Here is a 19839-nt window from a genome sequence, read left to right on the forward strand (position 1 = left end):
ATTATCCTCCGCTGACTAAGCGCTCAACTGTCGTTTCAGCCTCGCACTCCGCAAAGTGAGCCTCAGAAGAAATATTCAGGTTGATTTTCGCCATTTCCATATAGCCGCGTCTCATCAAATCACGGTTGTGACGAGTTGTTCGTTCGCTGACATACGCTCTCACTGCTTGTGATATCAGTTCGTTTCTGCTTCGTTTCTCCCGCATCGCTACACCATCCAATTCAGCTACTAGGTTTTCGGGCAAGCTGATTTTCATTTCGGTTCTTGCGCTGGATTCAGACAAAAAACATACACCTCCACCAAACTTACGGATACGACTCTTTTATCCATCCAGTGATAATGATACCATTATTCACTCTTCAAGCAAAGCTGTTTTATGAATTCTCCATTATGAGATGAGCTATTTGCTTGTATTTTCCTGCACTAAAGGATTTCTTACTTCCATTATACTCCCATTTTCCAAAAACATACGGGGAACCCGGGAACTTATTGTACAAGACACCTCATAGTTAATGGTTTCGAGCCTGCCTGCAATTTCATCCATGGAAATATATTCTTCTCCCTGCCGGCCTATTAATGTGGCTTTTGTGCCCGGCGGATATTCCTGATCCAGCTCCACCATAAATTGGTCCATGCAGATCCGGCCGGCGATCTTCAGCCGTTTTCCCTTCACAAGGATTTCGGTTCCTTCCAACTTTCGAAGCCAGCCGTCCGCATAGCCGACAGGCACCGTCCCGATCCATGTATCTTTTTCCGCTGTGTATTCCGCTCCGTAGCTGACGCACTCGCCTTTTCTGATCAGTTTGACATGCGACAGCGTTGAATGCAGGGTGAAAGCGGGGCGCAGTTCAAACGGTATTTCGTCCGTCATGTCGGCTGATGGACGGAGGCCGTACATGCCGATGCCGAATCTGACCGCGTTGAAAAAGCCTTTTTTCAGCCTGAGGCCGGCGGCGCTGTTCGCACAGTGCACCATCAGTTTCTTGAGCGGCAGCGGAGCAATCAGTTCTTTAAAGCGCTCAAACTGCTTTAAAAAATAGCCTCTTTCTTTTTCATCCGCTGTCGCAAAATGGGTAAATACCCCTTTGCATTTTAAACGAGGGTTACGGTCAAGAATCGCCATGATGTGATGAACTTCTTCTTCTGTTTTTACGCCAAGCCTGTTCATCCCCGTATCGACCTTTAAATGAAAATGAAGAGAACCTTTTTTCATATGGCGGGCAGCTTCCTGAAGCCATTCAACAGAATAAGCTGTTATTGTCACGTCATATTCTGCCGCGATTGATACATACTCAGGGGGAACCGCGCCGAGCACCAAAATCGGCGCTTTCAGGCCCTTGTTGCGCAGTGAAATCGCTTCATCGAGAATAGCCACTGCCAAGCATGAAGCACCTGCGTCAAGCGCCGCCTTCGCTGTTTCTGCATCGCCATGCCCGTAGGCGTTTGCTTTCACAACTGCCATTAGGTGGACATGCTCGCCGATATGTTCTTTCATATTGCTGACATTTTCCTTTATCGCGGACAAGTCGATTTCCGCCCACGTATTTCTGTAAAAAGGTTTTGTGCTCATTATGACACTTCCTAGCTTTTATTCAATATCATTTACATATCATACTAAAATTAAAGGCCGAAGGGAAACGATGCAAGACGAAAAAAAGGCCAAATCATGTTTGGCCTTTGGCGGTTATTTAGATGATTGTCCCTGCATGCTTTTCGCGACTGTCACCATTTCCTCTTTCGTAAGATCTTTAGATGAGAGAAGGTAATCTACGCCATCATACGTCCATGATAATGATGCATCCGACAAGGCGCCGATGGTGTAGCCGAGGTTCACCGGTTCGCCGTTCAGCCTAACTGAAGAGGAAGCCTTGGCAATTTGGGCTTTTTCCTGAATTAAGGTAAATGATTTTTCTCCTCCGTAGGTCATGATGATCCGCTTCCCGTCTTCAGTAGAGATATCTTTTTCTTCTAGCAGCTTTACGCCAAGCGGCAGTTCAAGCGGCGTTTTGACCGCGAATGTATCGGATGGCTTCGCGCTTGTGGCAACGTCCATTTGGGAAAGGGTCATATTTTTCTTCTCGTCAAAGGATTCTTTGTCGAAATGTTTATTGAATTCAAAGCTGCTGAATTCTACTTTCACCATGACTTTTCGGTCAGTATCCATCACTTTGACAGATGACGGGCTCATATCTTTTTTGTTAAACGTGATTTCTTGCGTTGGCAGCATTTTGTTATGCTGATAGTTCGTTTTTGTTTCAAATACGTAGTTCTTTTCTTTCGCAGTGAAAACCGCATCTGAATCGTTTTGAACATCCTTTACGAGCGATTCAAACAGATAGACCTGGCTGCTGTTGTTCGGCCAGTCGCTTTGAAATCTGAAGCTCTTATTTAAAGACGGCGTGAGAACAAATACTCCGTTTTCATTTCGTAAAATGACTTGGTTTTGGTCCTTTTTCGGATTTTCTAAATAAACCCTGTACAGAGACGGCTTTTTGTGCCAGATTTCCACATTGTATACTTGAGGCTCACTCCCTGTCTCGATGGTCATTTTCGCTTTTGCTTTGTACGAGGTATATTCTTTCGCCTTTTCATCTAACCCGGTCACAATATCTTGCTGTGTTTTTTGCCCGCAGGCAGAAAGAATAAGGACAGCAAGCAGTCCCGTTAAAAGCAAAACAAAGCTTTTTCTCACCTTTTTCAACCCCTTTTTCTCAATTGATGTAAAAGGAAGAAATCGCTTGTTTGACTTTAACGGTACGCTCGGTACACGTTAGGCAGAACGGATGCGTACCATAAAAGCCTCAAACAACTTGTCTCCCTTAATGCACTATCAAATATATGAGTGGGGCGCCCCTAATATGCAGACTAGCTTGACAACCTTTCAATCACCACCTGCGCGGCCGCGTATTCCTTTGTATGGGTGATTGATAAGTGAACGGCGGCTTGGCTTAGTTTTGCGCAAATGATATAAGGCTTGCCATTTTGGTCTTTCTTAATTTCAATATCCTGAAAGCTAAGCTGCTTTCCTATACCGGTGCCAAACGCTTTCGAGAAAGCTTCTTTTGCCGCAAATCTGCCCGCGAGAAACTCGATTTTTCTTTTCTCTGAAAGCTCATCATATTGATCAAGTTCGTTTCGCGTCAAAATCCGCTCAGCAAATCGTTTCTGACGGCCGGCCATAGAAGCGATCCGTTTAAGCTCGGTGATATCTAGTCCTATGCCGTATATCATGGGTGATAACCTCCTTTGCGTATGTACTATTTGAATGGTTTGTCTCATAAACGTGTTACTATAGAAATACCAAAATGAAGAAAAGGGGCTCGGAATGTTTATACGGACCGAAAATTTTCAAACGTTTATCAGGCTTTATCCCGTTGTCACCTTTATATTGGCTTTGCAAGCTGTTCTCTGGCTATTTTTTTCACTTCCTGTCCATTCAGTCGTGTTATGGAGAGATACCGTCACAGGCTATAATCTAGGCGTTGCAAACGGTGAATGGTGGCGGCTGATCACACCGGTTTTGCTGCACGCCGGTTTTACCCATCTGCTGTTTAATTCCATGTCGATCTTTTTATTTGCCCCGGCTTTGGAGCGTATGCTGGGAAAAGCGCGTTTCCTCCTTGTGTACGCCGGCTCCGGCATCATCGGCAATATCGGCACATATGTGACAGAGCCGCTTGATTACGTGCATGTCGGGGCTTCAGGCGCGATATTCGGGCTGTTCGGCGTGTATCTGTTTATGGTTCTTTTTCACAAAGAACTGATCGGGCAGGAGCACTCCAAAATGATTGTCACACTGCTCGCATTTGCCGTTCTAATGTCGTTTATCAACTCCAATATTAACATGATGGCCCATCTGTTTGGACTTTGCGGCGGGTTTCTTCTCTCCTTTTTATGTGTGCAAAAAAAAGAGCGGCGGTATTAACCGTCCGCTTTTTCATATGAGTACCAGTTCAAAATGAAGTCCGCATCCTTTTCACCTACATCCCTCACTGTTAATTCTTCCATATGGCTTGACGATTTTACCGCGGTAGAAATGGTATACAGACGGCCTTTCTTTTGAAAATAGGATTGGCTGAATTTGCAAATCTGCATTCGTCTTTTCAGCACAATCGCGGTTGTTCTGCCGATAAATCTTGACGTCAGCTGAAGACGCTCCCCGTTGATCGTCCATGCTGCATCCTTATATGCGAGGTAGCCGAAGAACAATTCAATCGGCAGCAGCATGATCGACAGGTAGCCCCATGGCTGAAAGAAGATACATATTGGGATAATCAAAAAAAATGAAAAAATGACGGAGCGGAACAAATATCGTTTCAACGCGCGCCGCGGCAGACGGCGGACGTTTTCTTCCAGCGTGTATTCCGGCGTAAATGCCTGAAGCATGTGCGGAAGCTTCTTTTTATGAATCATCGGAAAAAGAATCGTCAAAGCGCCTTCTTCTTTTTCCCGGTCGCCGCCGCCCGCGCTGACAATGGACACCGTCACATAGCCGAATAACTGGCGGATGATATTTTCTTTGATTTTAATGGCTTGTATTTTTCGGAGCGGGATCGTGACTTGATGTTTTTCGATAATCCCTCTTGAAATGACCAATTCCTGCTCTTTTTTTATAATTTGAAAGTTCGCGTATTTAAACATCATACCGGCGATGCTGAATATCCAGACGATAAATAAACCGATAAAAATCAGTACCGCATAAATACCGATGCTGGCGTGCTGAAGGAAGGAGAATTTATCGAAAAACCAATCCATCGGCAGCACTTCATCAAGCTGAGAAATAAGCGCAAATACAGCGGAGATAATCACTCCGATTCCGCCGGAGGTAGAGGCGGCCATGAGCAACTCTTTCATGTTCATGCGATAGCGCTCTTGCGGCTCAACTTCCGGAGTCTGCTCCTGTTCTGCTTCCAGCAGCTCTTCATCGTTTTCGCTTTCGTGACTTTTTGCTTTTTTCTTAAAGACGGATTCCTTGATGCGTTCGGCTTCTTCAACAGAAATAGCAGACAGAACAGCTTCCGCCTCCTTGCCTCCGCCTGCCGTTTCAATTTGCAGCTTCACAAGCTTAAAGATTTGCTGGATCACGCCCGCGCTCGTATTCATCGTTTGAATCCGATCGATCGATATGTATCGCTTTTTCGTGACAAACAAGCCTTCTTCAATTCTGAATTCGTCATCTTCGATTCGATAGGTAAACTTTCTCCATTTGATGATGCTTGCGGCCACAAGCCAGATAAACAGCACACCAAGCGCAATAGCTCCGTAAAAACGGATCGTATGGTTTGAATTAACGATATACACAAAAAAGAATGGCAAAATGATATTTTTAATCGTTTGAATAATGGTATGGCATAAATTCAAAATGACTGCCGCCGGGTGCAAGCGTTTCGGTTCAGACATCATCTTCAGTCACCCTTGCCAGACGGGAAATAGAGTCTCTCAGTCGATCCGCTTCCTCCATCTCTAAAGCGGGGATCGAATGAACGGTCGCGGCCGTGGAAATTTTCACAGTTGCCAGGTTGTACTTTTTCAATAACGGCCCTTGTGACGTATCGACGTGCTGAACCCTGACCATCGGGACAATCACACGCGTCACCACAAAGATACCTGACTGAATATCGATTTCATGTTCATGGACTTCATAGCGCCACACTTTATGACGGATCTTTGGAATGATAAAGACCGTCACAATCGAACCCAGCAGCCAAATCCCGCCGAGCACGCCGCTGATCGAGTACGGCCAATGAAAATAATAGCTTAACACTGCAACTGCTATGACGATAAGCAAGCAGACAGCGGATATGATGATCTCTTGAAGTCGCCAAACCTTTAATCCGTCTGGACTGATTTGGTTTTTAGGCTGCTCTCTCAAAATACCTACCTCCCGTTTTTTTATCTTTACTTATACGTCTCTTATACAGAAAGGTTTCATTCTTAAGCATACAGAGAAAAACGGCTTCCGTCAGCTGAAAGTTTGCTGAATACCAAGTCGTAAACATAAAAAAGCCCAAAACGACATGTTTTGGGCTTCTAATCGATAGAATTAGTAAGATTTTTTCTGGCGTCTGTCACCTGAAGAACGGCGATCGTTTGAACGCTTTTTGTCGTAGGAAGAACGGTTGTTGTTTTTCCCTTTTCCGCCGCGATAGCCGCCGCCTTGTCCGTCTCTGCGTTTAGAAGAGCGCTGGTTCTTGTGGCGTTTGCCGACCATCGGCGCTTCGTCTGTTAAGCGAATCGGTGTGTTGTCCGGCTCTTTTGTAGACATCTTGATAGCCGCCGCAACCACTGTCACTGCATCATGATCTTCAAGCAGCTCAGCTGCCGCTGTCATGTAGAAGTTCAGGTTGTTTTCACTGATTGCCGTGCGAAGGCGTTCAACCGTAACCTGCTGCTGGCCTTCTAACGCTTCATCAAGTGTAGGCTCCTTCATCCGGTCCATTTTGCGTTTTGTTGTTTGTTCAATTGCGCGAAGCATGCTTTTCTCACGCGGTGTAATGAACGTCATCGCCATACCTGTTTTTCCTGCACGGCCTGTTCTTCCGATACGGTGAACATAGCTTTCAGGATCTTGAGGCACGTCGAAGTTGTACACGTGCGTAACACCAGAGATATCAAGTCCGCGAGCGGCAACATCAGTTGCAACAAGAACTTCGATTGCGCCTTCTTTAAATTTGCGAAGCGCAACCATACGTTTCGCCTGCGTTAAGTCACCGTGAATTCCTTCAGCCGCATATCCGCGAAGGTTCAAAGCTTCAGCCAGCTCATCGACACGGCGTTTTGTACGTCCGAAGACGATCGCAAGCTCAGGAGACTGAATGTCAAGAAGACGAGTCAGTGTATCGAATTTTTTACGCTCCTGCACTTCTAAATAGAACTGCTGAATGTTAGAAACCGTCATTTCTTTTGCTTTTACTTTCACGTGTTCCGGCTCAGTCATGAAGCGCTCCGCAATACGTTTGATCGGCGCTGGCATCGTAGCAGAAAACAGAAGTGTCTGATGCTCGCTCGGCACGTTTGAAAGAATAGATTCAATGTCGTCAATGAATCCCATGTTCAGCATTTCATCCGCTTCATCCATTACAACAGTGTTTACATTGTTTAAACGAATTGTGCGGCGGTTAATGTGATCAAGAAGACGTCCAGGTGTTCCCACAATGATATGCGGGTTTTTCTTTAAAGCCCGAATTTGTCGTCCAATATCCTGTCCGCCGTAAATAGGAAGAACCTTCGCACGCTTATCTTGTCCGATTTTATATAATTCTTCAGATACTTGAATGGCTAATTCACGGGTTGGCGCGATTACGATTGCATGAATATTAGGAGACTCGGGGTTAATTTTTTCAACAAGGGGTATACCAAACGCAGCTGTTTTACCTGTACCTGTTTGCGCTTGTCCAATGACGTCTTTATTTGAAAGTCCGAGCGGTATCGTTTGTGCCTGAATCGGCGTTGCTTCTTCAAATCCCATACGGTTAATTGCTTTCATGAGATCAGAACTTAAATTAAAATCTTGAAACGTTATAGTCAAATTATTCAAACTCCTTCTAATTGCTGTGTCAGTAATGTCGTGATTTACCACCAAAAACTGCCCTTTCCACAAAAAGGACAGGTCCATACGTATACAAAGCCCGAATTACTTCTAAGTTTTATCTTACCATTACACTATTTGTTTTTCAATAAAATGAGAAGCAGATTGGCTTCTCGAATATGCCGGCTGCTGTTTCATCCGCTCCCAAATGTCCGGCGGGAGAACTTCGGGCAGGCGAATGAAAGTCCGGACAAATATTTTCGTATCGCAAAATAACCTGTATTTATTGTATCATAGCCGCAGCCAGCCAGACATACATTATTTCAGGCCGGCATACATTAGTGTTTGCACATCATTCTATTTTATGATGCAATATGCGTTTTTTCGCAGGATTTTTTTATGAAAGCGGGCTGTCTATTAAATCTTTAACGATTTCTTCAAGCTTCATACCTCTGGACGCTTTGAATAAAATCAAATCCCCTTTTGACGCGCTTTCCTTCACGGCTTGAAAGAGATCTTTTTTCTCGGTGAAGTGGCTGACGCGTTCTTTCTCAAAGTGGTTCAGTGCGCCTTCCGCAATAAAAGCGCCCAGCTTTCCGTACGTAAAGACGCGGTCGATTTTCTCAGGGCTGATGACTGCGCCGCACTCTTTATGGAATGTTTCTTCAAGATCACCGAGTTCAAGCATATCGCCGAGCACAAGCATTTTTTTCCCGTAGCCTTCAAGGCTTTCTGTCAATTGAATGGCAGCCTTCATTGAAGTCGGGCTGGCATTGTAAGCGTCATTGATAATCGAAAGGCCGCTGTCTGTTTTGATGAGTTCGAGTCTCATGCCGGTTACCTTTAGTCCGCTCAGTCCTTTTGCCGCGTCATCAGCAGTGATGCCGAAATAAGCCCCCGCGGCGATCGCAGCCATAGCGTTCATGACATTGTGCTTGCCGAGTACCGGAATAAAAAACGATTTTTCCATCCCTTTGATTGTAAAATGGGTTCCCGCTTCACTCTGGCTGACATCCTGAAGCTGATAATCATTTTGCGCTCCCGATCCGTACGTTTTCGTTTGGCAGCTGTATGCTTTTTGAAGGAGCGGTTCATCCCCGATGTAAATCAGCACTCCGTCTTCTTTAAGCCCGTTAATGATTTCAAGCTTCGCCTCTGCAATGCCCTCTCTTGAGCCAAGATCTTGCATGTGGGATTCGCCGATATTTGTAATCACAGCCGCATCCGGGTTTGCCAGACGGCTCAGGAGGTCAATTTCTCCTCTAGCGCTCATTCCCATCTCCAATACGGCGATCTCCGTATCTTCAGGCATGGCTAAAACCGTCAGCGGCAATCCGATGTGATTATTAAAGTTCCCTCCTGTTTTGTGAACACGGTACTGGGTTCCCAAGACGGCGTGGATCATATCTTTTGTTGTCGTTTTGCCATTGCTTCCGGTTACCCCGATGACACGCGTGCCAAGCTCCTGTAAATAAGCTTTTGCAAGTTGCTGAAGAGCGGAAAGGGTGTCGTCAACTAAGATGACGGCCTGTTCCTCGGGCGGATTTGGTTCTGACCGATCCCAAAGAACGGCCGCTACACCGGCGTCAAAAGCCTGCTGCACAAATGTGTGTCCGTTAAAATGTTCCCCTTTCAGCGGGATAAAAAGCTGATCTTGTTCCAGTTTCCTTGTATCAGTTGCCACTCCATGAATGACTGTTTGTTCGTATTTCGGATTTATCAATGTGCCTTTGACCATCTCTGCAATATTTTTTATGGTTCGCTTAATCAAGTGCGGTCCCTCTCTTTCTTTTTGTATACGGGAAAAGACACTGCCCTCTTACCGGCAGTGTCCATCTTCATTAGAATGTATGCTTAATCAATTGTTTCTCAGCGTGGCGTTCTTTTGCAAGCTCCACAAGCTGTTCAATAAGGTCAGCATATTCCACTCCCGCCTCTTTCCAGAGCAGCGGGAACATGCTGAAAGGAGTAAAGCCAGGCATTGTGTTAACTTCATTGATCAGAACTTCGCCGTCTGCAGTCAAGAAAAAGTCCGCTCTGACAAGTCCTGAACCATCGATCGCTTTAAACGCCTTAATTGCCATATCACTGATTTTTGCGTATTCCTCATCGGTCACATTTGCCGGAATCACCAGATCAGTATCTCCATCCTCATATTTCGCTTTGTAATCGTAGAAATCTGTCTTCGGTGCGATTTCTCCCACAACAGAGCATTTAGGATCATCATTTCCAAGTACGCCGATTTCTATTTCTCGGCCATTAATTCCTTCTTCAACGACAACTTTGCGGTCATATTGGAATGCAAGCTCGAACGCTTTTTGCAATTCTTCACGGTTTCGGCATTTGCTGATTCCGACACTTGAGCCAAGGTTCGCCGGTTTTACGAAGCAAGGATAGCCTAATTCCTGTTCGACCTGCTCACAGCTTTCTTCCGGAGAACGAGTCCAGTCTTTCTTAAGGAAAGCTGCGTATTTAGCCTGAGCTAGGGCGGCTTGCGCGAATAGATGTTTCATCACGACTTTATCCATGCCTGCTGAGGAAGCAAGCACGCCGTTTCCGACATATGGAATATTCAACAGTTCGAGCATTCCTTGAATCGTACCGTCTTCTCCGTTCGGTCCGTGGAGGAGCGGGAATACGACGTCGATGGCTTCATTTTGCTGTGACGCTTCCTGCGGAAACATCTCCTGATTCAGGGCAGCTGGAGAAAAAGCACTGCCTCCTTGCTCAAATTGAAGCATTTTCACGTTTGAAACAGGCTCAGTTAAACGGGCGCCTCTTACCCATTCGCCTTTTTCAGTTATATAAATCGGATGTATATCAAACTTCTCAGTATTAAGCGCTTTGATTACAGCCAGAGCCGTCTGCAGTGAAACATTATGTTCAGCCGACTTTCCTCCGTACACTAATCCTAGACTTGTTTTCAATGGATACTCCCCCCACTACAATTCATCTTTACTATCTTATCACTTTCACGAGAAAATGATCTAATTATTTTTGGGCATGCTGATGCTGAATGCATTTGTATGTAATTCCTTTTTATTTTATATTAAAATGGCATTGAAAAGGAGATGTGACATATGAAAAAAATCACGACTAACGAACAATTTAATGAACTGATTCAATCTGATAAAGAAATTATTGTGAAGTTTTATGCAGATTGGTGCCCAGACTGCACACGCATGAATATGTTCATCGGCGATATTTTGGAAGAGTACAATCAAAACGATTGGTATGAGCTGAATAAGGACGAGCTTCCTGAGCCGGCTGAAAAATACCAAGTAATGGGCATTCCCAGCTTACTTATCTTCAAAAACGGTGAAAAAACAGCTCACCTTCACAGCGCCAATGCCAAAACGCCTGAAGAAGTGACTGAATTTTTATCTGAACATATAAGCTAATTCGTTAAACAGCCTTATTTTATGTCGTCGGGCTCTACATGAACATGAACATGAGTAACATCGTGTTCATGTTTTATTTTGTCTTCTACTTCATCCGCCACACCATGGCCTTCCTCTACTGTAAGCTTCGGATCAACCGTAATGACCATCTCAATATGAACTGTGCTGCCTAAATACCTCGCTTTCACATCTTTTAGACGATGCACATTCTCAATTCTGCCGACAGTCTGTTTGTAAGGCTCAAGATCTTTTAAGTGAAAGCCGTCTGTTAAAGAATGTGAAGCGTCTTTAAAGATATCCCACGCCGTCTTGCAAATCACGATGCCGATGATAAAAGCTGTTACCGGATCGATCCACGGCAGCTGCAGCTGGGCTGACATCACACCGATAAACGCTCCGGCACTTACAAAGGCGTCTGACCTGCTGTCTTTTGCCGCCGCCATCAGAGCAGAGCTTTTAATGGATGCCGCCAGCCTTTTGTTATATAAATAGATGCCATACATAAACACAGCACTTCCTAACGCCGTCCATGCTGCAATAAGACTTGGCGTTTCTGTTGTTCCGTCCGCAATCGCTCTTCCTCCGCCAATTAACACTTCAATGCCGACAACCATCATTATAAAAGACGCAACGAGGGACGAAATCGTTTCAGCCCGATAATGGCCATATGGATGATCGTTGTCAGCCGGCCTTTGAGAAATACGCAATCCAATCAGTACCGCTACTGACGCTACAATATCTGTTCCATTATTTAATCCGTCTGCTCTCAGCGCTTCGGAGTGATAGAGAATCCCAACGACTAGCTTCACAACAGCAAGGATGAGATATGCGAAAATATTGAGGAGCGCCCCTTTTTCTCCCTTTTTCAGATTTTTTGTCCGCTCCATTGAATACCAGCCTCCAATCTGTTACATAGTATGGTTCAAAACATAAAAAATAGCAGCAGCATTCAATGCACAGGAACATTTCGACAGCAATTATTGCCCGGGAAACATTTTGTCGATCTGTTGAATAATTGCAAATTCATGAAAGAATAGGACTGTTTTCACCTTTACAGGCTATTGGGGACATTGTATACTGTGGTTAATTGATAATGATTATCAATATCGTTCGATTGGAGGTTGGTGACACAATGACACCTCAGTCTGGAGAAATCAGAAAAAAACAGCTCATTCATCTGTTAATACAGAATGGTATATACAAAAAGTCCACGCGTCATTTATATGAATTGTCGCTTACAGAGTTAGAAAGTGAATACAAACATGTCAGGAGGGAACCAGAGCATGTCGAAGCGTAAAGTAAAAACCTACCAGCAGCTGATCCAGGAAAACAAAGAGGCGATTATGGGCAACCCAAAGCTGATGAATATCATTTATGACAGAATCGACCGCAAGCATCAAAAAAATCTGCAAGAGCAAAACAATACATAAAAAGAGCCGGGAAGGCTCTTTTTCATCACTCAAACGCTTCTGCGGCCAGCTTTTGGATTACCGCATCATCCATCGGCGGGTTATGGAGGCCTGCGCGCGCATCACGATAATAGCGCTGAAGCGGGTTGGTTCGTTCTAGGCTTTTGGCTCCGACAATTCTCATCGCTTTATCGACAACAGCCAGCGCAGCATTTGTGACGATATGTTTCGCCGCACCGAGCTCGCTTCTCAAGTGAGAGCGGCGCTCGGGATCGTCATACAATTGGGCGATATGGAAAAGAAAATGTCTGGCATTAGTCAGTTCAAGCTCCATTTCGCCTGTTCTTTGCTGTACGGCCGGAACATTTTTGATCGGTCCCTTCAAACTGTTTGGAGAATACTCAGACGCAAATTGCACCGCATAGTCTCGCGCTGCTTGAGCAATGCCAAGATAAATCGCCGGGATGTGAAGCAGCCAGCCATTTGGCTTTGCTCCCCGAGGCCCTTGAAGCAATTCCACCAGTTTATCCTCAGCAAGCGTTACCCCATTCAGTACAAGATCATGGCTTCCAGTAGCCCGCATCGCCATCATATCCCACGTTTCTTCAATCGACAATCCGGGATCATCTTTATGAATAAGAAACACGCCTGTTGATTGTTTTTCTTCAATCCATGCCGTGACTAAAAAATAATCCAGTGCTTGCGACATCGTCGTAAAGGTTTTTCTTCCGTTCACTGCCCATTTGCCATCCTTTTTGACGGCGTTTGTACCGGGGCGCCCTCCTCTTGTCGGGCTTCCGGTGTTCGCTTCTGTCGCCGCCCTGTTGATAACGGCTCCGTTTTGAACTTCCTTTGCAATAAACGCAAACACGTCTTTATCCCAGCTGTTGCCTTCTCCGAGCTCTCCGATTACGCTCATATGCCAGCCGATGCTCAGCGCTGCGGGAGCGTCTCCCCGTGCCAGCCGTTCTTGATACAGGAGCATATCGTAAACAGAAATGCCCCCTCCTCCATGAGATGCCGGCAATGTTAAAGCCGTATACCCAGCTTCACGCAGTTTTTGTATTTTTTCTGCAGGAAAACGTCCCTGTTCGTCATCTTCAGCGGCCGTTTGCTGAAATTCATCCGCAATCCGTCCGATTCTCTCCATCCATTGCCGCTGTTGATCGTTTTGTATAAATAATGACATCCGGCAGCCCCCCAAGGTTTTAATTCCGATAAATTTAATATGTATTATAGATTTCCTGCCATTATTCCGCAACTGTTAACCTTTTTTCGGGGATAAAAAAAACACGCCGTTCCGCAAGGGAACAGCGCGATTAGACAGGATTTGCATCCCGGTCTTGTTTCATGCCGAGATAAATCAGCATATATGTCAGGTACCCCATTGTCATCACCAAGCCGCCAAAGAAAAAGCTCGAGAAAATCGGCTCTTCAAAAGCGGTTACTGCCGCAAGCACAATCCAGCTTGCATACAGATAGATGATAAAATAACGGATGCCCGTCTTCATTTTATATATCATGTACAGCCCCGCGAGAGAAAACAATCCAAGCGCGAGTCTGAAATAAACAAGATGCTCAAACTGAAACATGAATGACACAAATGAGAATCCAAGCAGCAATACGATCGGTAAAGCGGTAATAAAGTTCCTCAATCGAGACACCTCCGTCAGTACCTTTAGTATAAACCAAAATATCAGCTGATATTGATTTGCGTAATTTTTTTCACAAAAGTGTCATTCCTTGCCTTTATACCCGGACATCCCGTTTACAGAAGCACCACCAGCCAACCGCAATGAAAAATATGGCATGTATGACGATAATCCCTACTGAAAACAATGGTGTCATGCCTGAAAACAACACGGTCTGGCCGCTGCTGTATTGGGTAAAGTCAGTGTTCGCAAAAAGTAAAAAGCTGCCCCATTTGTTTTCAAACAGCTTCATGAGCTGGACAAGTGTACTCGCTCCATATAAAACGACAAAAGAAACGACGACAGCTACCGCGCTGTTGCGGAACAGCGAAGAACAAAGCAGCCCGAACAATCCCATCATTACGGCTTCAAGCCAGTTTGACCCGATCAGCTCCAAAGTGTTGATCAGCAATGCCTGTGATTCTGAAGTCACGGATGTGCCAAAAAAGATAAGACCGAATAATAATGCCAGAATGTAGTATGCCAAATACAAATAAAAGCTGGCCATCACAATTGTGATTAATTTTGACCAAAAAACCTTTTGACGTTTAACCGGACGAATGAGCAGAAATTTGATCGTCTTTTTATCAAACTCCATCGAAACAATTGTCGCTGCAATCACGATCGTTAACGCCTGCAGCAGGATGTTCAGGCTCGGTGTATACGAAAAATAGCCGATGAAGTTTTCATCTGTCCCGGCACTGATGACAATCCGTTTAATGATCAAAGCCATGAAAAATTGAAAGACCGCCATCAAGATAAGAGATATCAATGTGACCTTCCGATTAAACAGTTTCATATGTTCATTCCAAACTAATTTAGACAAGCTCTTCTCCCTCCTCTTGATGGACAGTTGTCGCTTTTATGAATTCATCTTCCAGTGATTGCGTGTAAGGCATAACGGAAAATACATCCAGGTCTTGTCCGACAAGTGAGCGGTTCAGCTCCGGAATGTTTTCTTTTGCTACCTCAACAACAATCGCCCCGTCTTGCCGCTCAGCTTGATATTGATTGCTTGTCAGCCAATTGAGTGCTTTTTCTTCCGGCTGCACTTCAATGATTGCTTTTTCTGTTGTTTGATCTGTTCCATATAAGCTGACTTCCGCTTTGATCTCGCCTTTTTGAATGATGATGACACGGTCACACAGATCTTCAACCTCGCGCAATAAATGGGTGGCGAATAGGACTGCTGTCCCTTCCTTTTCCGCGAGCTCTTTAATATGATCGCGAAAATCCTTCATGCCCGCGGGATCAAGACCGTTTGTCGGCTCATCTAAAATAAGAAGCTTCGGCCCGTGAAGAATCGCCTGCGCAATGCCAAGTCGCTGGCGCATGCCAAGGGAATAGGTTTTGACCTTATCATGAATCGCTGACGTCAGCCCGACACGTTCCACCACTTCATCAAGCCGTTCATCCGCTATTTTTTTGTGCATATTCGCAAAGTGCTTGAGGTTTTCCCAGCCTGTCAGGTACGGATAGAACTCTGGGTTTTCGACGATCGCCCCCACAGCTTCCATCGCTTGTTCAAACTCTGTATCATGCTGGAATCCGCTGATTGTCACACTTCCGCTGTTTTGTTTTAACAGCCCGACGATGATACGGATGAGTGTTGTTTTCCCTGAACCATTCGGGCCGAGCAGGCCGATGATTTCTCCCTCCATGACGTCCATGCTGATCTGTTTTAAAATCTGTTTAGACCCGATCTTTTTATCGAGGCCTTTAATATGTAAAATCGGCTCAGCCATAAAGCCTTCCTCCTTTTTCGGCAAAAAATAAACAGTGCCCAACAATTAGGCACTGTTTGTATTATAGCATTTGTTGCTTCCAAATGTTTGGTTAAACCGATAGAGACGTTTGCTCAGGCTGTTTGTTCTTCTCTGTTTCTGTCACAATGACAGCGCAGGCCGCGTCTCCTGTTGTATTTACAACTGTACGAAGCATATCAAGCAAGCGGTCAATTCCAAGGATCAATCCGATTCCCTCGACAGGCAGACCGACAGATTGAAGCACCATAGCAAGCATAATCAAACCGACTCCCGGAACACCCGCGGTTCCGACACTTGCTAATACAGCCGTCAGTACGACCATCAGCAGCTGCGTGAGTGTCAGATCATGCCCGAATACCTGCGCAATGAAGACGGTGGCTACCCCTTGCATAATGGCTGTTCCGTCCATATTAATTGTAGCGCCCAGCGGCTGGACAAAGCTGCTGATCGGCTCAGGCACCTTTAGTTTTCTTTGTGCCACATCCATGGAAACCGGCAGAGTCGCATTGCTGCTGGAAGTACTGAACGCGACGACCATAACCTCTGAGAAATCTTTAAAGAACGTAATCGGATTTCTTTTGGCGATAAGCGCTACCGTAGATCCGTAGGTTACGACTGCATGTATCAATAATGCAATGGTTACTACAAGCATGTACAAGCCCATCGCTTTCATTGCACTGAACCCTTGGCTTCCTACGGCTGTCGCAATCAAACCGAATGTGCCATACGGAGCAAACTTCATGACCAGATTCACTAGGTACATCATCAATTCATTTCCTTGCTCAACAACTTTGAGAAGCATATCCGCTTTTTTACCGAGCATTGTAATCCCAAGCCCGACAAAAATGGCAAAAGCGATAATCTGCAGCATATTCCCCTCGGTCATCGCTTGAACAGGATTGGTCGGAATAATGTTTAACAGGGTGTCCGCAATACTTGGCGCTTTTTCAGCAGTGAATTCGGCAGACGATGTATCATATGTTCCAAACTCTCCCGGTTTGATGACAAGAGCTAAAATGATGGCAATGGTAATCGCCACTGCAGTTGTGACGAGAAAATAAGAAATCGCCTTTACACCGATTCTGCCAAGCTTCTTAGGATCGCCCAGTCCAGCTACTCCCAGTGTCAGTGAAAAAAAGACAATCGGAACGACAAGCATTTTGATAAGGTTTAAAAAGATCGTACCAAGCGGACCGAATACAAACTTATTCAAATTTTCAAATAATTCAGGTGATGTCAGGTTAAGAATAATTCCCGTCACCGCTCCCAGCACCAATGCAATGATTATCTTTGTAGCCAGCTTCATCAGCATTCCTCCCTTTTTTGAAAAAAAGCCCGCGAGAGACTCCCGTGGGCTTTGGCTATAACATCAAACCACTGGATTCTCTCTTCACGCTGATGAGGTTAGCTGACGGGTTCGGACGAAGAGATGTCCGTTTTTCTGACGAAAAATTAACCCCAAAAGATCGGGTCCCCCACTCCTTAGTTAAAAGGATTAAGCGTGTGGCTTACTATTGTATGATAGTTTATTTATACAGAAAAGAACCAATTTTGTAAACTATTTTTTGTTACTTTTCTCTTGGAATCTTTTGGGTCCATCTTCCTTATTGGTCACATCAAGGATATCAAGGAGAAACACAAAGATCGGAATCCCGATAATTAAACCCCAAATGCCTAAAAAGTGCTCAGAGAAAATGAGTACTATGAAAGTGAAAAAGATCGGCAGTTCTGTTTTCGCAGACATCAGCTTCGGATTTAAGAAATAGGTTTCAATCGCATGTATGGCGAATATGACAAGCACAATGTAGAGCACATACATTCCACCGCCTGTGCTGTAAGCGATAATACTGAGCGGAATCAAAGAAATGACAACGCCTGCTACAGGAATTAATCCAAGGAAAAAAACCATAATAGAAAGCCCAAACAGCTGCGGGAAATGCATAATCCAAAGCGCGATAAACGTCAGAACACAGTTGACGAGCGCAATGATAAATTGAGCCTCAAGCACTTTGCCGAACGTTCTTGCAAATTTTCTTCCGAAGAAAGCAATTTCCTCATAAAAGACCGCCAGTTTGCTCGTTTTAAATTTCCCCATAAATTCTGAAAGCCGTTTTTTCTCAAATAAGAAAAACATGCTGAGAACGAGCGCCATTACGACCTGCAAGCCAAATGTGCTGATATCGGCCAGATACGTATACACCACATTGAAACCCTCTTTGACATATGAACTGATATTAATATCTCCGAAAACACTGGTGATCTCATCAAAGAAAGGGATGGTGTCCGGGTGATACGCAATATGTTTAATCTGCTTAGCCAGCTGCTGAATCTGCGCCGCGACGATCGGATAAAAAACAAATCCCCCAACTGTAAGCAAAACAGCCAGCAACACGTAAAGAAACGTAATGACAACCCGCTGGCTCACGCGGAAGAATCGACTTGCGAACTGCCGTACGACAAACTCCAAACGATCCATTAGAAAGGTGAAAATGAAGGTAAGCAATATTAAGTTGATCATGCTCTTAAATAGATATAACACACCAGTTAACACGACAAAGACGGAAAAACGCCTTACTCCCGGGTGCTGAAAAAATTTAACTAAAGCGGCCATTTATACACCCCTGTTAGGACAAACGTCCTTAATTCAATATAGTATCCATCTGTAAATTATATAACAAAAAAATGCTGAGGTCTCTGTCATTACCTTAATAATTCTTAAACAATTAAAAAAACGGCCCCATGGATGAGCCGCTCATTTCTTAAACTGCTGTTTTCATTTTTTTCATGTCTTCAACAGCCTCTATGCTTTTTGCTTCATCGAATTCATTTTCGCTTTTTGCAACAATGATCGTGGCGATTCCGTTTCCGATCAGGTTCACAATCGCTCTTCCTTCACTCATGAAACGGTCAACCCCAAGCAGGAGTGCAAGACCCTCCAGCGGAATGACCTGAAGCGCTGACAGTGTTGAGGCAAGGACGATAAATCCGCTTCCCGTCACACCGGCCGCTCCCTTCGATGTCAGCATCAGAACGAGGATAATTGTAATTTGCTGACCAATGCTGAGGTCCACTCCAAACACCTGTGCCAGAAAAACCGTCGCCATTGATAAATAAATCGATGTGCCGTCAAGGTTAAACGAATAGCCCGTCGGAATGACAAGCCCGACAACGGATTTTGAACAGCCGTAACGCTCCATTTTATCCATCATACGCGGAAGCACCGATTCTGAAGAGCTTGTGCCAAGCACGATGAGAAGCTCATCTTTAATAAAGCGCAGGTAATTCCACAGACTGAATCCGTAAAGCTTGCAGATGATATTTAAAGCTACAAATACGAACAGGAACATCGTAATATAAACAGACATCATTAAACTTGCCAGAGGCTTGATGGAATCGAGACCGAAGTGCCCGATCGTATACGCCATCGCCCCGAATGCCCCGATTGGCGCCGCGCGCATGATATAGCCGATGATTTTGAAAAAGACGTGAGAAATCTTGTCGAAGAAATCAATGACGCTTTTCCCTTTTTCACCTAATGCCGCAAGACCGACTCCGAAAAGAATCGAAAAGAATAAGACCTGCAAAATGTCCCCTTTTGCAAAGGCATCAACCATGTTGGACGGAACAATGTGTGTGACAAATTCAATCCAGTCGATTCCCTGACCCCCATTTTGCGTGTATTGTGATACATCACCCTTTTCAAGCTTGCTGTAATCAAGCCCCGATCCCGGCTTTATAATATTAACGACGAACAAACCGATAATGAGTGCGAGAGTTGTGACAACCTCGAAATAAATAAACGCTTTTCCCCCTACTTTTCCAACCTTCTTCATATCGCCCATTTTTGCAATCCCGAGAACGATAGTGAAAAAAATGATTGGAGCGATCACCATTTTAACAGCGTTGATAAATGTATCGCCAAGCGGTTTCATTTCTTTTCCGATATCAGGCCAGACCAGCCCGACAATGACCCCAATGATGACCGCAGTTATGACCTGAACTGTTAAATTTTTAAACAGTTTCATATTCTGCATCCCCCTGTCC

Annotated in this window: 21 protein-coding genes and 1 riboswitch; of the genes, 4 read left to right on the forward strand and 17 right to left on the reverse strand. The window is 44.8% G+C overall.

Annotation, left to right across the window (positions count from 1 at the left end; all coding sequences use genetic code 11):
- Position 1: 1 nt before the first annotated feature.
- The 4 genes from endB to acpS form a co-directional block, all read right to left on the reverse strand.
- Entirely contained in the window at positions 2-283 is a 282-nt protein-coding gene (gene endB / locus ACMX2I_RS19420) for a type II toxin-antitoxin system antitoxin EndoAI (protein ID WP_003225183.1), read from the reverse strand.
- 117 nt (positions 284-400) lie between these two features.
- Positions 401-1570: an alanine racemase gene (gene alr / locus ACMX2I_RS19425; protein ID WP_414958062.1), complete on the reverse strand. Its 1170-nt coding sequence runs from the start codon at positions 1568-1570 to the stop codon at positions 401-403.
- A gap of 114 nt (positions 1571-1684) precedes the next feature.
- On the reverse strand, positions 1685-2701 hold the full coding sequence (locus tag ACMX2I_RS19430) for a LolA family protein (RefSeq protein ID WP_202328952.1): 1017 nt from the start codon (positions 2699-2701) through the stop codon (positions 1685-1687).
- A 164-nt stretch (positions 2702-2865) separates the two neighbouring features.
- Positions 2866-3231, reverse strand: a complete 366-nt coding sequence (gene acpS, locus ACMX2I_RS19435) for a holo-ACP synthase (protein ID WP_414958063.1) — start codon at positions 3229-3231, stop codon at positions 2866-2868.
- 94 nt (positions 3232-3325) lie between these two features.
- Between acpS and ACMX2I_RS19440 the strand changes: the two genes are divergently transcribed.
- Positions 3326-3925, forward strand: a complete 600-nt coding sequence (locus tag ACMX2I_RS19440) for a rhomboid family intramembrane serine protease (RefSeq protein WP_087992962.1) — start codon at positions 3326-3328, stop codon at positions 3923-3925.
- On the opposite strand, the gene ACMX2I_RS19445 is transcribed toward ACMX2I_RS19440, so the two are convergent.
- From ACMX2I_RS19445 to ACMX2I_RS19465, 5 genes are all read right to left on the reverse strand, one after another.
- Positions 3922-5403, reverse strand: coding sequence for a PH domain-containing protein (locus ACMX2I_RS19445; protein ID WP_414958064.1), 1482 nt, complete (start codon positions 5401-5403; stop codon positions 3922-3924). The genes ACMX2I_RS19440 and ACMX2I_RS19445 overlap by 4 nt on opposite strands.
- Positions 5393-5872, reverse strand: coding sequence for a PH domain-containing protein (locus ACMX2I_RS19450; protein ID WP_087992964.1), 480 nt, complete (start codon positions 5870-5872; stop codon positions 5393-5395). The genes ACMX2I_RS19445 and ACMX2I_RS19450 overlap by 11 nt, the downstream gene beginning before the upstream one ends.
- Positions 5873-6043: 171 nt before the next feature.
- The gene (gene cshA, locus ACMX2I_RS19455; RefSeq protein ID WP_414958065.1) at positions 6044-7528 is read right to left on the reverse strand and encodes a degradosome RNA helicase CshA; all 1485 of its coding nucleotides are present in this window, start codon (positions 7526-7528) and stop codon (positions 6044-6046) included.
- Positions 7529-7925: 397 nt separating this feature from the next.
- Complete coding sequence (locus tag ACMX2I_RS19460; RefSeq protein ID WP_414958066.1) at positions 7926-9299, reverse strand: UDP-N-acetylmuramoyl-tripeptide--D-alanyl-D-alanine ligase; 1374 nt, start codon at positions 9297-9299, stop codon at positions 7926-7928.
- A gap of 70 nt (positions 9300-9369) precedes the next feature.
- Positions 9370-10455 (reverse strand): D-alanine--D-alanine ligase, encoded by a 1086-nt coding sequence (locus ACMX2I_RS19465; RefSeq protein ID WP_087992966.1) that lies wholly within the window; start codon positions 10453-10455, stop codon positions 9370-9372.
- Positions 10456-10608: 153 nt separating this feature from the next.
- On the opposite strand from ACMX2I_RS19465, the gene ACMX2I_RS19470 reads away from it, so the two are divergent.
- Positions 10609-10929 carry a thioredoxin family protein gene (locus tag ACMX2I_RS19470; RefSeq protein WP_019713385.1) on the forward strand — a complete coding sequence of 107 codons (321 nt, stop codon included), beginning with the start codon at positions 10609-10611 and terminating at the stop codon, positions 10927-10929.
- A gap of 14 nt (positions 10930-10943) precedes the next feature.
- On the opposite strand, the gene ACMX2I_RS19475 is transcribed toward ACMX2I_RS19470, so the two are convergent.
- Complete coding sequence (locus tag ACMX2I_RS19475; RefSeq protein ID WP_414958067.1) at positions 10944-11816, reverse strand: cation diffusion facilitator family transporter; 873 nt, start codon at positions 11814-11816, stop codon at positions 10944-10946.
- Between the two features lie 245 nt (positions 11817-12061).
- Here ACMX2I_RS19475 and ACMX2I_RS19480 point away from each other — a divergent pair, with 245 nt between their 5' ends.
- Together ACMX2I_RS19480 and fbpB are read left to right on the forward strand one after the other, a co-directional pair.
- Positions 12062-12226 (forward strand): Fur-regulated basic protein FbpA, encoded by a 165-nt coding sequence (locus ACMX2I_RS19480; protein WP_087992969.1) that lies wholly within the window; start codon positions 12062-12064, stop codon positions 12224-12226.
- Positions 12180-12359 (forward strand): Fur-regulated basic protein FbpB, encoded by a 180-nt coding sequence (gene fbpB / locus ACMX2I_RS19485; protein WP_087992970.1) that lies wholly within the window; start codon positions 12180-12182, stop codon positions 12357-12359. Before ACMX2I_RS19480 ends, fbpB begins: the two co-directional genes overlap by 47 nt.
- 25 nt (positions 12360-12384) lie before the next feature.
- Here the strand turns inward: fbpB and ACMX2I_RS19490 are convergent, their stop codons facing one another.
- The 7 genes from ACMX2I_RS19490 to dctP form a co-directional block, all read right to left on the reverse strand.
- Positions 12385-13527 carry an acyl-CoA dehydrogenase family protein gene (locus tag ACMX2I_RS19490; RefSeq protein ID WP_414958068.1) on the reverse strand — a complete coding sequence of 381 codons (1143 nt, stop codon included), beginning with the start codon at positions 13525-13527 and terminating at the stop codon, positions 12385-12387.
- 130 nt (positions 13528-13657) lie between these two features.
- A complete protein-coding gene (locus ACMX2I_RS19495) occupies positions 13658-13993 on the reverse strand; it encodes a hypothetical protein (RefSeq protein WP_019257527.1) in 336 nt (111 codons plus the stop codon).
- 94 nt (positions 13994-14087) lie between these two features.
- The gene (locus ACMX2I_RS19500) at positions 14088-14855 is read right to left on the reverse strand and encodes an ABC transporter permease (protein WP_087992972.1); all 768 of its coding nucleotides are present in this window, start codon (positions 14853-14855) and stop codon (positions 14088-14090) included.
- Complete coding sequence (locus ACMX2I_RS19505) at positions 14848-15774, reverse strand: ABC transporter ATP-binding protein (protein WP_394717039.1); 927 nt, start codon at positions 15772-15774, stop codon at positions 14848-14850. The genes ACMX2I_RS19500 and ACMX2I_RS19505 overlap by 8 nt, the downstream gene beginning before the upstream one ends.
- 91 nt (positions 15775-15865) lie before the next feature.
- Positions 15866-17101 carry a dicarboxylate/amino acid:cation symporter gene (locus tag ACMX2I_RS19510; RefSeq protein WP_394717038.1) on the reverse strand — a complete coding sequence of 412 codons (1236 nt, stop codon included), beginning with the start codon at positions 17099-17101 and terminating at the stop codon, positions 15866-15868.
- 73 nt (positions 17102-17174) lie between these two features.
- A riboswitch (cyclic di-AMP (ydaO/yuaA leader) is annotated at positions 17175-17307 on the reverse strand.
- Positions 17308-17353: 46 nt separating this feature from the next.
- Positions 17354-18406, reverse strand: a complete 1053-nt coding sequence (locus ACMX2I_RS19515; RefSeq protein ID WP_087992975.1) for an AI-2E family transporter — start codon at positions 18404-18406, stop codon at positions 17354-17356.
- 148 nt (positions 18407-18554) lie between these two features.
- Positions 18555-19820 (reverse strand): C4-dicarboxylate transporter DctP, encoded by a 1266-nt coding sequence (dctP, locus tag ACMX2I_RS19520; RefSeq protein ID WP_087992976.1) that lies wholly within the window; start codon positions 19818-19820, stop codon positions 18555-18557.
- Between the last annotated feature and the right edge of the window lie 19 nt (positions 19821-19839).

This window comes from Bacillus sp. SW14, from assembly GCF_047608225.1.
Taxonomy (GTDB): domain Bacteria; phylum Bacillota; class Bacilli; order Bacillales; family Bacillaceae; genus Bacillus; species Bacillus subtilis_G.